13 protein-coding genes are annotated in these 12,907 nt (G+C 73.9%); 9 read left to right on the forward strand and 4 right to left on the reverse strand.

Annotated elements, in window-relative coordinates:
- Nucleotides 1-319: 319 nt before the first annotated feature.
- Nucleotides 320-1,135 carry a helix-turn-helix domain-containing protein gene (locus ACFWWU_RS27565; RefSeq protein WP_384148829.1) on the forward strand — a complete coding sequence of 272 codons (816 nt, stop codon included), beginning with the start codon at nucleotides 320-322 and terminating at the stop codon, nucleotides 1,133-1,135.
- Between the two features lie 68 nt (nucleotides 1,136-1,203).
- On the opposite strand, the gene ACFWWU_RS27570 is transcribed toward ACFWWU_RS27565, so the two are convergent.
- Entirely contained in the window at nucleotides 1,204-1,356 is a 153-nt protein-coding gene (locus ACFWWU_RS27570; RefSeq protein WP_384148831.1) for a hypothetical protein, read from the reverse strand.
- 92 nt (nucleotides 1,357-1,448) lie between these two features.
- On the opposite strand from ACFWWU_RS27570, the gene ACFWWU_RS27575 reads away from it, so the two are divergent.
- The 4 genes from ACFWWU_RS27575 (at nucleotide 1,449) to ACFWWU_RS27590 (ending at nucleotide 4,642) form a co-directional block, all read left to right on the forward strand.
- A complete protein-coding gene (locus ACFWWU_RS27575; RefSeq protein ID WP_384148833.1) occupies nucleotides 1,449-2,837 on the forward strand; it encodes a collagen-binding domain-containing protein in 1,389 nt (462 codons plus the stop codon).
- Nucleotides 2,838-2,942: 105 nt separating this feature from the next.
- Nucleotides 2,943-3,338, forward strand: coding sequence for a PPOX class F420-dependent oxidoreductase (locus tag ACFWWU_RS27580; protein WP_384148835.1), 396 nt, complete (start codon nucleotides 2,943-2,945; stop codon nucleotides 3,336-3,338).
- Nucleotides 3,339-3,413: 75 nt separating this feature from the next.
- Nucleotides 3,414-4,142 (forward strand): DUF2625 domain-containing protein, encoded by a 729-nt coding sequence (locus ACFWWU_RS27585; protein ID WP_384148837.1) that lies wholly within the window; start codon nucleotides 3,414-3,416, stop codon nucleotides 4,140-4,142.
- Nucleotides 4,139-4,642, forward strand: coding sequence for a GNAT family N-acetyltransferase (locus ACFWWU_RS27590; protein ID WP_384148839.1), 504 nt, complete (start codon nucleotides 4,139-4,141; stop codon nucleotides 4,640-4,642). Before ACFWWU_RS27585 ends, ACFWWU_RS27590 begins: the two co-directional genes overlap by 4 nt.
- 311 nt (nucleotides 4,643-4,953) lie before the next feature.
- Here ACFWWU_RS27590 and ACFWWU_RS27595 read toward each other — a convergent pair whose 3' ends face one another.
- Complete coding sequence (locus ACFWWU_RS27595) at nucleotides 4,954-5,757, reverse strand: tetratricopeptide repeat protein (protein WP_384148841.1); 804 nt, start codon at nucleotides 5,755-5,757, stop codon at nucleotides 4,954-4,956.
- 9 nt (nucleotides 5,758-5,766) lie between these two features.
- Nucleotides 5,767-8,157, reverse strand: coding sequence for a YfhO family protein (locus tag ACFWWU_RS27600; RefSeq protein WP_384148843.1), 2,391 nt, complete (start codon nucleotides 8,155-8,157; stop codon nucleotides 5,767-5,769).
- 126 nt (nucleotides 8,158-8,283) lie between these two features.
- Between ACFWWU_RS27600 and ACFWWU_RS27605 the strand changes: the two genes are divergently transcribed.
- The 4 genes from ACFWWU_RS27605 to ACFWWU_RS27620 all read left to right on the forward strand — a co-directional run bounded on the left by ACFWWU_RS27605 (nucleotide 8,284) and on the right by ACFWWU_RS27620 (nucleotide 11,633).
- On the forward strand, nucleotides 8,284-9,279 hold the full coding sequence (locus tag ACFWWU_RS27605) for a glycosyltransferase family 2 protein (RefSeq protein WP_384148845.1): 996 nt from the start codon (nucleotides 8,284-8,286) through the stop codon (nucleotides 9,277-9,279).
- An 80-nt stretch (nucleotides 9,280-9,359) separates the two neighbouring features.
- On the forward strand, nucleotides 9,360-10,016 hold the full coding sequence (locus ACFWWU_RS27610; RefSeq protein ID WP_384148847.1) for a SurA N-terminal domain-containing protein: 657 nt from the start codon (nucleotides 9,360-9,362) through the stop codon (nucleotides 10,014-10,016).
- 445 nt (nucleotides 10,017-10,461) lie between these two features.
- Nucleotides 10,462-11,421: a nucleoside triphosphate pyrophosphohydrolase gene (locus ACFWWU_RS27615; protein WP_384148849.1), complete on the forward strand. Its 960-nt coding sequence runs from the start codon at nucleotides 10,462-10,464 to the stop codon at nucleotides 11,419-11,421.
- Nucleotides 11,418-11,633, forward strand: coding sequence for a hypothetical protein (locus tag ACFWWU_RS27620; RefSeq protein WP_384148851.1), 216 nt, complete (start codon nucleotides 11,418-11,420; stop codon nucleotides 11,631-11,633). Before ACFWWU_RS27615 ends, ACFWWU_RS27620 begins: the two co-directional genes overlap by 4 nt.
- Nucleotides 11,634-11,642: 9 nt before the next feature.
- Here ACFWWU_RS27620 and ACFWWU_RS27625 read toward each other — a convergent pair whose 3' ends face one another.
- Entirely contained in the window at nucleotides 11,643-12,854 is a 1,212-nt protein-coding gene (locus tag ACFWWU_RS27625; protein ID WP_384148853.1) for a globin domain-containing protein, read from the reverse strand.
- Nucleotides 12,855-12,907 lie beyond the last annotated feature (53 nt).

Consider the following 12,907-nt stretch of genomic DNA (forward strand, 5'->3'; position numbering starts at 1 on the left):
CCGGGGCGTGAGGGGTCGCGACTCGGCCGCTCACGACATCCCATAAGTACCTGGGAAAGTACCAACCCCACCCTTCCCATCCCCCGGCGGTCACCCTGAGGGGGCCGTCACCCACACGAGCGAACTCTGCCAACTGAGCTGGATTTCAGGGTGGTTGCCTGGCATATGCTCGCGGCGACCCCAACTGAAAACAGTTCGGCCCCCGGCCGGGACTCGCAATCCCGATCGAGGGCCTGACCAACGAGGAAGAGATCGCTTCCCGATGGATACCCAGCACCCTAGCGCGCCCGCATCTCGCGGGGGCGTCATCCACGTCAACGTGCCGCACGCGACCGGCTACGTGGTCGTCGGCAACCACCTCGCCCAGCACGTGGGCCTCTCGCTGACCGCGATCGGCCTGGCCGTACACATCCAGTCGCTGCCCGCCGGAACTCCCATCGGCGTGAAGGCGCTGGCCAGGCGCCTCCCGGAGGGCGAGATCCGCATCGCCGGGGCCCTCCGCGACCTGGAGGCGGCCGGCTACCTGAAGCGGATCCGCGTACGGCGACCCGGCGGCCGGATCACGACGGAGACGTATTCGTACAACCACCCGGGGGCGTCAAGGGGCTTGGACCCTGATCCGGACCCTGATCCGGACCCGGACCCTGATCCGGACCCGGACCCTCATCCGGACCCTGATCCGGACGGCCTCCCGAAGCCCGAGGCGGAGATGGCCCCCGCGCCCGCCCCGGCCCAGGCCCCCGCCCCCGTACGCGAATGCCCCGCGCGGCTCCCGCACGGCCCGGCCGCCGAACTGCTCGCCGGGCTGCGCGCCACGGACCCCCGACTGCTGCTGTCGGTACGGGACATCGAGAGGCTGGCCCCCGCCGTGGACACCTGGTTCGCCCGGGGAGCCACCCCGGAGGCGGTCATCCGTACGTTGACGGCCACCCTCCCGGCGCCCCTCCAGCGGCCGGCGGGCCTGCTCGCCCACCGCCTGACCACGCTCCTGCCGCCACCCGTACCCGCACGGCCCCGCGCGGCGGCCCCGCATCCGATCCAGTTCTGCGTGACCTGCGACGAAACGGCCTTCCGCGCCCCGCAACCGGGCCAGTGCCCCGACTGCGCCGCCCAGTCGACAGAGCGCGCGGCGTGACTCACGTAGCGTCTTCGTGGTCGAGGAGCGGCAGGGGGAGTCGTCGCCCGTTCGGCCCGGGCCGAACGTCACACGGTGTGGTGACGGCCCCAGAAGTGGTGCACGAGAGGCGCCGCGATCCCGACCGCCCACATGATCGCGGCGGCGACCCAGTGCCTCGGCTCCTGCCCCAGCGTCAACACGCCGACGACACCCACCCCGGCGCCGAGGCTCAGGCTCATCCGCCGGATGCTACAGCCGTCCAGGTGTTCCGGAGCGGGGAGCCGGGCGTGTCAGCGCGTACGCGGGGGAGGGGCGGCAGGACCGTCTCCCTATGACGAAGCCGTCCCAGCCGACGAAGTCCCTCGGGCTCACCGCCTGCGCCGCCGCCTGTGCCGTGGCCTCGCTCGCCCTCCCGGCGGGGGCGGTGGAGCCCCGGGCGGCGGCCGTGGCCGTGGCTGTGGGCAACCCCGTCGCCGGGAACAACGGCTTCGGCGTCGTCACCGAGAAGAACGCCCTCCTCGGCAGTACGGAGTCCGAGGGCCCCGTCGCCGTCGGCGGCGACCTGGCCTACGGCGCCGGGTACGACGTCTCCCTCCACACCGCAGGGACGTTCACCGTCCCCGGCGACGCCCGCCCCACCGCGCTCCTCGTCGGAGGCCGGATCGACTACGCGGACAGCAGCCCGGCAGGCGTGCTCAAGGTCCTCGCGGACGGATACGTGAAGATCGGCGACGCGACCGGAAGCGAGGTCGTGACGAAGGACCGCAACGGGGCCACGGTCAAGACACGGGTCACGGCAACCGGCGCGGGCCACGACGCGACGCCCCGCATCGAGCTCACCAACGAACAGCCCGCGTCCTCCGTGGCACCCGCGCCGGGCCTGATGGACTTCACGTCGCTCTTCGCGACGTACCGGAACCGCGCCGACGCGCTCGCGACGTGCGCGAACACGGTCGAGATCGTCGACCCCGGCCGCATCACCCTCGACACCGCCCGCACCAACGTCCTCCACCTGACGGGCGCCGAACTGAACGGCCTCTCCGAGCTGACGTTCCTCAACCGCCCCACAGCGGCCGGCCCGCTCGTCATCGACGTCGACACGACGGCCACGGGCTCCGTGTTCACCTGGCACGTCCCCCACCTCGCCGGGGTGAGCGGGGTGGACGCGCCGTACATCCTGTGGAATTTCGCCGACGCGACGGCGATCACGATCGCCACCGGCGACTCGATCGAGGGAACGATCTACGCACCCCGCGCCCACCTGACGGACCTCGACCCCGCCGACATCGAGGGCGACGTCATCGTCCGTTCCCTGACGGCGGGCCCGCTGGACGCCAACACCCGGGCGAAGTCCCCGCGCAGGGGAGTCCAGCGGGAGCTACGGGCGGCCCCGGTGAACGCGGGCGAGATCCACTCCTCCCCGTTCGCGGCGGACCTGAGCTGCGGCGCCGAGCCGACCCCCACCCCCTCGCCCACGGAGCCGACCCCGACCCCGACCCCCACGGAGCCGACCCCCACCCCGACGCCGACCGAGCCGGAACCGGAGCCCTCGACCACGAGCCCGAGTGCGCCGAGCACCCCCAGCGCCTCACCCGGCTACCCGGGCCCCGACGGCGACCTCGCCGACAGCGGCACGAGCGCCCGCACCTACGCGGCGGCCGCCCTCGCCGTCCTGAGCACGGTGGGCGGCCTCCTCCTGGTCCGACGCTTCAGGCGCTGAGCCGCGGGTGCACCGTTCGGGCCGCCTGGTGGCGGGAAGGAACCGGACCTCGCCGCTGTTCTCTGCACGGAGCGAACTCATGCCGGTCTACAGAAAGGTGAGGCTGTGTCAGTCATATTCAACGAGGAGACGCGCAAGCTGCTCGACGGAAAGAACTTCGCCACCGTCGCGACGCTGAACCGGGACGGCGGGCCGCAGACCTCGGTGGTCTGGATCGCGCGGGACGGGGACGCGGTGCTGTTCTCGACCACGGCGGGGCGCCAGAAGGCGCGCAACCTCGCCCGGGACCCGCGGATCAGCCTCACGGTCTTCGACACCGGCAACCCGTACCAGTCCGTGGACATCCGAGGCACCGCCGAACTGGTCGAGGACCCGGAGAAGTCGCTGCCGCGCGAACTCTCCCGGAAGTACCTCGGCGAGGACCCGCCGGCCGAGCCGGCGGAGGTGCTCCGGCTCATCGTCCGCGTGACGCCGCAGAAGGTCACCGGCTTCTCCGTCTGAGCCACTCCGCGGGCGAAACGACACCGCGCGTGAGCGCTGTGTCCCGGCCCCGCGCCCGCGTGCGAGCATGCTCCGGTGCGTGAACTGAGTGAGCTGATCGAGGTCGAGGACCCGGCGTGGCCGGTCCTCGGCGAGGAGTTGCGGGGCGCGGCCGTGCCCGTCGACGTGCTGGACGCCGACGCGGGGCGCGCCGCCGCCACGCTGGTGCAGACGCAGGTCACCGCGCGGTCGTCCCTGGGCGCGTTCGTGCTGCACAGCGGCGGGGCGTTCGTCGACGACGGCTGGCTGCGGGTGTACGGCAGCCCGGCCGCCGACGACTCCCGGCGGCTGCCGGCTCTCGCGAAGGTCAACAACTACCCGCCCGTGACCGTCCCCGACTGGCGGCCCCAGGCCGGGCTCGTCGTGGCCCATGACGTCCTGGGCGGCGTGTTCGTCGTCCAGGGCGGGCCCGCCGACCAGGTCGGGCTGCCGGGTCAGCCCGGGGAAATGGTCTACTTCGCGCCGGACTCGCTCCGGTGGGACGCGCTGGGCGCCGGCTACGGGGCCTGGCTGTCGTGGATGCTCGCCGGTGGCACGGAGGAGTTCTACGAGGGGCTGCGCTGGCCCGGCTGGCGCGACGAGGTCCGTGACCTGGACGGGGACCGGGGGCTCACCCTCTACCCGCCGCTGTGGTCCGCCGAGGCGCACCACGACCTGGCGGCGACGAGCCGCAGCATCGTGTCGATGGCGGAGGTGTTGGCCTTCGAGCGGGACACGAGCGTGCAGTTCGACGAGGCCGACCCCGGATTCCTGGGGGCGCTGTGACGGACACGGTCACGCGGACCGAGCGGCTCGACCTCGTGCCGCTCGCCGTCGCGCACGCGGAGGAGATGGCCGGCGTCCTGGCGGACCCGGCCCTGCACGCGTTCATCGGGGGCGCCCCGCTGACCGCGCCCGAGCTGCGCGCCCGCTACGAACGGCTGGCCGCCGGATCGCCGGACCCCGCGGTGGTCTGGTGCAACTGGGTCGTGCGGCTGCGCGAAGAGGACCGGCTCGCCGGGACCGTACAGGCGACGGTCACCGACTGCGGGCGGGTCGCGGAGATCGCGTGGGTCGTCGGCACGGACTGGCAGGGGCGGGGGATCGCCCGCGAGGCGGCCCGGGGGCTCGTGGAACTGCTCGCGGGCCGGGGCGTACGGACGGTGCTCGCACACGTCCACCCCGAGCACGCGGCCTCCGCCGCCGTCGCCCACGCGGCCGGTCTCGCCCCGACGGAGCAGTGGGAGGACGGGGAGATCCGCTGGCGCCTCGACCTCCACGGGTGAACAGCGGCGCCCTTTCATGATCCGCTTCATGTGATGATCCACCGGATGTGGATCCGCGGGGGATCCGCGGGGGAGTGAAGAACATGGCGGCGACGCATCCGAACGGCATCGATCCGACGGGCCCGACCGGCCGGACGACGGCATCAACGCGATCCGCGTCGAGGTGAGCACCGCCGGTGTCCTCAAGGCCTTCGGCACGGCGACGGCGACGGGCGAGCCGCCGTCGACGAACGTCGTCCGCTGGATCCAGCTGGACTCCTTCTCGGCCGTCATCCGCTGACCGGGGCCGGGGCCGGGGCCGAAGACAACCCCTAGGGTGCGCCGCCGCCCCACACCGTGGCGATCACGGCGTCCGCCGTGCCGGGGTCGTCCGCGAGGCGGCCCGCCTCGCGGACCTGGTCGGCGTCCAGGGCGCCGGACTTCGCCAGGTCGATGGCCTCGTGGACGCCGTCGCCGTCGCCGTGCGCGAGCATCGTGAAGAACCAGCGGACCGCCCGCACCGGGTCCGGGTCGGTGCCGAAGCCGTCGCGGTACCAGCAGGCGGCGGCGTGCATCGCGCCCGTGTGGCCGCGCTCGGCCGCCCAGAGGTACCAGGTCAGCGCCTCCTCGTCGCGGTCCAGCTCCGAGAGCCGGTCGGCGAGCAGGGCGCCGGCGATGTCGATGCCCTCCCGGGCGGCCCGCTCCAGGAGGCGCCGGGACTCGTCGGGGTCGTCGACGAGCTGGGCGAGGTTCAGGCAGGCGTAGGCGTCCCCGGCCTCGGCCGCCGACCTGAACAGGCCGGCGGCACGGTCGTGGTCCTCGTCTACGCCGATCCCTTCGAGCAGCATGTACCCGTAGGTGCGCTGTCCGGCCGGGTGCCCGGCCCCGGCCGCCGCGCGGGCGTACCGCACGGCGTCGGGCAGGGCCGACTCGTCGAAGTACTCCAGGTAGATCCCGGCGAGCAGCGCGGCGGCCTCCGCCGACCCCGCGTCCGCCAGCGGTACGAGGCCGACGGTCACCTGCGTCGCCAGCTCGGCGCCCTCCGCGCTGCCGTCCATGGCGGCCCGCACGAACGCGTGCCCGGCCGCCACCCACTCCCCGGCCTCGGCGGCCTTCCGTCCCTCGTCCAGATGCATGCCCCGACCTTAAGGCCGGGGCCGGGAACGCCTGATGGCGGTCAGGCGCCAGAGCAGCAGCGCCGTCAGCGCCGCCGCTCCCGTCACCAGGCCGGCCCGCAGACCTGGTGGGCGGAACGTGCAGTCGATGATTCCGGACGGTGTCGCCGGGAGGGCGAGGAGGCCGCCGTACGAGGTCGTGGAGGTTCCCCCGGAGCCTTCGGCCGGGGAGGTACCCCCAGCGCACTGCCAGCCAGCGATGTAGGGGGCCGCTATGACCACCGTGCCCGGGCCTGGGGGGACGGTCGCCCTCATGCCGTCCGGGGTGGGGCGGATCACCGTGGCCGACGTGGTGCGGAGGGACGTCACCGCCGCCCGTAGCCGTGCGTGGTCCAGGCAGCCGATCTCGGCCCTGCCGCCGCCGGGGACCTCCACCTTCGTGCCCGCCGTCCGCTGCACTCCCAGCGAGGTCATGGCCGCGCTGCGCTTCGGCCGGCCGCCCAGGAGGCCGGCCGTGCTCGCGCCCAGGCGGGCCCGGCCCGTGGCGTCGGGCGCCCACAGGAAGACCTCGGTGCCGACCGGGCAGGCGCCCGCGCGCGGAGCCTCGTACACCCGGGCGCCCAGCAGGAGTTCCTGGTTGCGGAAGGGGGACGGACCGTAGGCCGGGGGCGGGCCCGGCGGGCGTACCGTCACGAGCGGGAGGTACGTCTCCGTGCGGTCCACGGAGCCGTCCCGCCACCGCGCGCCCACCCCGAACACCGCGTCCGTCACCGGGTTGTCCAGGCTCAGCAGGTTCCGGCCCCGCGAGGTCCAGCCGCCGCCGAGCGCCGTCAGCGTCTCCGTGAGGACCGCCGGGGTGTGGCTGCTGTAGTACGCGGCGCCCTGACCGCCCAGGAGCAGCGGATCGTTCCCGGCGAACCGGGGCAGGCCCGTGTCCGTGCGGTACGCGGGCCAGCCGTCGGCCGCCGCCAGGGCCGCCGCCCGCCGCTCCTGCTCCGGACCCAGGGGTGGGTAGTCGTCCAGGCGGGTCAGGCGCTCCCGGTCCGCGTACGCCGTCGTCGCCGCCGCCTGTCCGAGCAGCGTGCCCGTGACCAGGAGCGCGGCGAGGACCCCGTACCGGCCGCGGCGGGGGAGGAGGAGCGCGGCCGCCACCGCCGCGAGGCCCGCGCCCGCGAGCAGCAGCGCCCAGCGGGTGACGACCTCGCTCGGCAGCGCGCCCGCCGCGAGGGCCACGACCACGCCCGCGCCGCCGAGCAGCGCCCGGCGGTCCGGGAGGCCGTGGGAGACGGCCGTCCAGGCGGCGAGGACGAGGACGCCGGAGAGGACGAAGGTCTGGCGGTACGGGCTGCCGTTCGGGGTGGCGAAGACATGCCAGAGGAGGTGGGTCGGGCCCCACTGCATCGACAGCGCGACGGTCGCGCACAGGGCCGGCCACAGCCATCGTTCGCGCGCCGGGACGTCCCGGCGGAAGAGCAGCGCCCCCGCGAGCAGCGGCACCGCCGTGCAGACGAAGGCCGCCGGGGTGGCGAAGCTGTACGTCGCGGGGAGCAGCCGGGCGAGGACGTCCGTACCGGCCGCCGGGTCGAACTCCCTGACCACACCGGGGTGGGCGTGGCGGGAGCCGAGGAAGACGGGGGCGAGGACCGGGGCCGCGAGGCCGATGCCGAGCGCCGTCGTCGACGCGGCCCGGAGCAGCGTCCGGAGCGGCGTCCGGAGCGGTGTCCTGGCGCGGAAGGCGTCCGTCGTCGCCAGCCGGACCAGGAGCACGAGGGCGGCGCCGAGCGTCGCCATGTACGCCGTGTAGAAGTTCGCCAGCCAGCAGACCGCCACCACCAGCGGCCCCAGGAGCGGCCTGCGGCCCTCCCGTACCCACTCGCCGACCAGGCAGAGCAGCGGGAAGGCGATCAGGCCGTCCAGCCACATCGGGTTGTACGTGCCCTCCGCGAGCGACCAGCCGCACAGCGCGTACGCGGCGCCCAGGACCGCCGCCCACCACCACGCGCCGGTGCCGGGGCCCGGGCCGAGGCGGCGCAGCAGGAACGTCATGGCGGCCGCCGCGACCGCCGTCTTCAGGACGGTGATCCCGTACACCGCGTACTCGATGTCCGCGCGGGGGAGGAGGGCGACCAGCGGGGCGAAGGGGCTCGACAGGTAGGTGCCGTAGTCGGGGAGGAAGCTCGTGCCCCAGCCCGCCCGCCAGTCGAGCAGCAGCCCGCCGTCCGCGCGGCCCCGCAGCAGGTCCCAGAGGTGCGCGTGGAACGGCACGAACTGGTTCGCGAGGTCGTTGACGGCCCGGTGGCGCGGCCCGAAGGGGAAGACGCGGGCGACGGCGTCCCCGGCGCAGACGGCGACCGTGGCGAGGAGGGCGGCCAGCAGGGACGAGCGCCTGGTGTTCGACGAGGCGGGGGCGGTGTTCGGCATGACGGGTCGAATATGCCAGCGCCTTTAGGGGAAAGGCCCGGCCCGGCAGGCCAGTTCACGCGATGGTCGTCTGCCCGTCATCCACGCGGACCGGCCGGGTCACCGGGCTCCGTTGTCGTGGTCCGCGTGCTGCTCTCGATCGTGGTCCCGTGCTTCAACGAGGACGACGTCCTCACCCGCTTCCATGCCCGCGTGACCGAGGAATTCTCCCGTCTCGACGGGGAGTTCGAGCTGGTCTACGTGGACGACGGGAGCCGTGACCGGACTCTCCCGCTCCTCCAGGAGCTCGCCGCCGCCGACCCCGGCCGCGTCCGCTACGTCTCCTTCAGCCGCAACTTCGGCAAGGAGGCCGCGATGCTCGCCGGGCTCCGGCACGCCGTCGGGGACGCCGTCGTCATCATGGACGCCGACCTCCAGCACCCGCCCGAGCTCGTGCACCGCATGGTCGCCCTGCACGCCGAGGGGTACGACCAGGTCGTCGCCCGCCGCACCCGCGAGGGCGACCGGGTGACCCGCACCCTGACCGCCCGCCTCTACTACCGGGCGATCAACCGGCTCGTGGACGTCGAGCTCGTCGACGGCGTCGGCGACTTCCGGCTGCTGTCCCGCCGTACCGTCGACGCCCTCCTCGGCCTCGGCGAGTACAACCGCTTCTCCAAGGGCCTCTTCGCCTGGGTCGGCTTCCGCACCACGACGTTCTCCTACGAGAACGCCGTGCGCGAGGAGGGCCGCTCCAAGTGGACCTTCGGCAAGCTCCTCAACTACGGGCTCGACGGACTCCTCTCCTTCAACAACAAGCCGCTGCGGGCCGCCGTCTACCTCGGCCTGCTCCTCGTCTCCCTCGCCTGCGCCTACGCCGCCTGGATCGTCGTCGACGCCCTGGCCAACGGCGTCGACACACCCGGCTACGTCACGCTCCTCGTCGCCGTCACCGCGCTCGCCGGCGTCCAGATGGTGATGGTGGGACTCATCGGCGAGTACGTCGGCCGCATCTACTACGAGGTGAAACGGCGCCCTCATTACCTGGTGCAGGAGACGGAGACGGGGCACGAGGAGAAGGAGATGCGGGCCGACACCCGGCGTGCCGGTGACTCGTTGTGGGAAACAGTCGCTCCGAAGTAGTGGCTACGGCCCCGGCGACTCCCTACCATCGATCACCGCAAGGTCGTTCAACTGACGCACGACCAGCCCGGGAGGCTCCTGTGCACCGCCGCGATCGCCGCATTGCTCTCTCCGTCTCCGCCGCGCTCCTCGCGGCGCCGTTGCTCACCGCCTGCGGGAGCGACGCCCACCCAGGAGCGGCGGCCGTCGTCGGCGGCGAGCGGATCGAGGTGTCCACCCTCCAGGCGCAGGTCAAGGACGTGCGGGCCGCGCAGGCCGCCTCGCCGCAGGCCGCCCAGCTGCTCGGGGCCAGTGGTGACCTCAACCGCCGCAAGCTCAACGCCCTGATCTTCGACCGGGTCGTGAACAAGGTCGCCGACGACAACGGCGTCACCGCGACCCGCGCCGAGCTCCAGCAGACGCGCGCCGCCTTCGTCCGCCAGAGCGGCGGCGCGGACCGGCTCGCGGACGCGCTGCTCCAGGAGCAGGGCGTGGCGCCCGACCAGATCGACGACGTCGTCCGCCGCAACGTCCTCATGAACAAGATCGCCGCCAAGCTGGGGATCACCGAGACCCCCGAGGGCCAGAAGAAGCTGACGGACGTCTTCACCGCCGCCTCGAAGTCCCTCGACATCGACGTGAACCCGCGCTTCGGCGCGTGGGACGACGCCCAGGTCCAGCTCGACGGCGGCTACAACGGGGCGCCGTGGCTGCGGCAGGTCAGCCAGGACCCGGGCGCGGCCCAGACCGGGGCCTGAGGCCTGGAGCCTGAGGCCGGGGCCCGGGTCCGCTCCCGGGCCTGAGTCCGGGGCGGGCTTGAGTCCGGGCCTGAGTGCTGCCCCGGGCCTGTGTCCGGGTCCGGCCTGCGTCCGGGCCTGAGTCCTGCTCCGGGTCTGAGTCCGGGCCGGGCCCGAGTCGTGCCCAGGCCTGCGTCTGGGCCCGGGCGGCCTGCGTCCGGGCCGGGCCTGCGTCCGGGCCTGAGTCCTGCCCCGGGCCTGAGTCCGGCCCGGGCCTGAGTCCGGCCCGGGCCTGAGTCCGGCCCGGGCCTGAGTCCGGCCCGGGCCTGAGTCCTGCCGAGGCCTGCGTCCGGGCCCGGCCTGAGCCCGGGCCTGATTCCTGCCCCGGGCCTGCGTCCGGGCCCGGCCTGATTCCTGCCCCGGGCCTGCGTCCGGTTCCCCGACCCGCGCCGGGTAGGTTCGAGGTGTGACATCTGAGAGCCCCGGCCGCATCGTCCTGCTGACCGCCAGCCACCGTGTGGCGCCCGGACTGCTGTCCTGGCCCGCGTGGCAGGCCCTGCACGGCGCGGACCGGGTGCTCTGTCCCGACGAGCGCCACCCCCAGCTGCCGTACCTGAAGGAGGCCGGGGTCGCCGTCGAGCACGTCCTGCCCACCGCGCAGGAGCTCGTCGAGGACTGCGCCGGAGGCCGGACGATCGTGCTGCTGCCCTCCGGCGAGGGCGACCGCGCCCTGACCGACGGGCTCGCCCGGCTCGCCGGCTCCGGCCGGGTCTCCATGCCCGACCTGGAGCTGCTCCCCGGCTCGTACGACCTGCCCGGCTCCCGCCTCCTCGACCTGGTGCAGGTCATGGACCGGATCCGGCGCGAGTGCCCCTGGTCCTCGCAGCAGACGCACAAGGGACTCGCCAAGTACGGCATCGAGGAGGCGTACGAGCTCGTCGAGGCGATCGAGGAGGGCGACCGCGAGGAGCTCCGCGAGGAGCTCGGGGACGTCCTGCTCCAGGTCGTCTTCCACTCCCGGATCGCCGAGGAGGACCCGGAGGAGCCGTTCTCCGTGGACGACGTCGCCGGGACGATCATCGAGAAGCTGATCCACCGGCACCCGCACGTCTTCGGGGACGCGACCGCCGAGACCCCGGAAGAGGTCAAGGCCCACTGGCTGCGGACCAAGGCCGTCGAGAAGCGGCGGGAGTCCGTGACCGACGGCGTGCCGCTCGGACAGCCGGGGCTCGCGCTCGCCGCCAAGCTGGCGGGCCGCGTGCGGACGGCGGGCCTTGACGTGCCCCTGCCGGAGGGCGAGGGCATCGGGTACGAGCTCCTCGGCCTCGTCGCGCGGGCGGAGGCGGCCGGCGTGGACCCGGAGGCGGCCCTGCGCGCGGCGGCCCGGACGTACCGCGACGCGATCCGCGCGGCGGAGGGGCTGTGACGGAGCCGAAGGAGCTCCGGCGGCCGGCCGGCGCCAAGCAGTGGGTCCAGATGATCCCGATCGCCCTGTTCGCCACGGCGAAGGCGCTGGACGACGCGTCGGCGTGGTGGGTGCGGGGCGTCTGCGCCCTGTTCGCGCTGTGGGCCGTCACCGGTCTGGTGCGGGTCGCCGCGTGGCGCCTGCGCCGGCGCGTCCGCCTGCGCCAGGCCTGAGACCCCGGTTCAGGACTCGCGCGGCGCCCTGGCCTCCGGGTCGTGCCAGTGGAGTGGGGGCGGGCCGAGGAGGCGTTCGGCGGCGGTGCTCGGGCGGACCGTGAACCGGCCGACGGCCGGCAGCGTGTCCTGGTGGATCCGGTCCGGGTCGGTGCCGAGCTCCGTCAGGACCTCGGTGACCTCCGTCAGGAAGCCGGGCGGCCCGGCGAGGTAGACCTCGTGCGCGGGCCACTGCTCGCAGGCCTGGAGCGCGTGGACGAGGCGTTCGGTCGCCTGGTCGCGCCGGCGCCCGGGGGCCGCGGTGATGTAGGTGACGTTCAGGCCGGGGAGACGTTCCTTCAGGGACTCGGCGTCGGGGCGCCCGTACAGATGCTCCTTCGCACGGGCCACGACGAACAGCCGGCCCTCAAGGTCCGGCTCGGTCTCGGTGGCCTCCTCCAGGAGGGCCCGCACCGGCGCCCAGCCCGTGCCCGCGCATATATACGTGCGGAGTCCGCCCCCGGGCGGCCGTGACGTGAGGCCGCCGCCGGGGGCGCTGAGCCGCAGGACCTCGCCGGGACCGGTCTCGCCGACGAGCACCGTGCTCATCGCGCCGCCGGGGATCCGGCTCACATGGAGGTCGAGCGTGCCGTCCTCGCGGGGCGCGTTCGCGACGGAGTAGGTGCGCCAGACGCGCGGGACGCGCAGCGAACTGACGCTGACGTACTGGCCGGGGACATAGGGGAAGGGCCGGCGCGGCCGCAGGGTCAGGACGGCCAGGCTGTCGCCGTACCGCTCGTGGCGGACGACGTGCGCGTCCCACCAGGCGGGCTCGCCGGACCCGGCGGACGCGTCGGCGCCCGCCTGCATCAGCTCGACGACGAGCCCGTACGCCTCGGTCCAGGCCTTCTCCGCCTCGATGGTCCACGCGGAGCCGGCGGCGTGGGCGAAGGCGCCGATCAGGCTCTCGCCGACGGCGGCGTACAGCGCGGGCGAGGCGAGGAACTTGCGGTGGTCGCGGCCCAGGTGCCCCAGATAGGCGGCGAGGGCGGGGTCCTCCAGGTGGGTCACCACGTGCGTCAGCGCGGCGAAGAGCCGGTCCCGCTGCGGGACCATGTCCTCGGGGAAGAGCTCGCGCACTCCCGGGTTGTTCCAGAAGAGGTGCGAGTAGAAGAAGGTGACGGCGTGCTCGGCCCGTCTCTCGACGATCGCGAACGTGCTTCTGATCAGCTGGGGATCCACTGACATGAATCTAGGGCACGTCCGGCAGCTCTTGATCACAAGTTCTCCATACA

The organism is Streptomyces sp. NPDC058650 (assembly GCF_042717315.1).
Classification (GTDB): Bacteria; Actinomycetota; Actinomycetes; order Streptomycetales; family Streptomycetaceae; genus Streptomyces.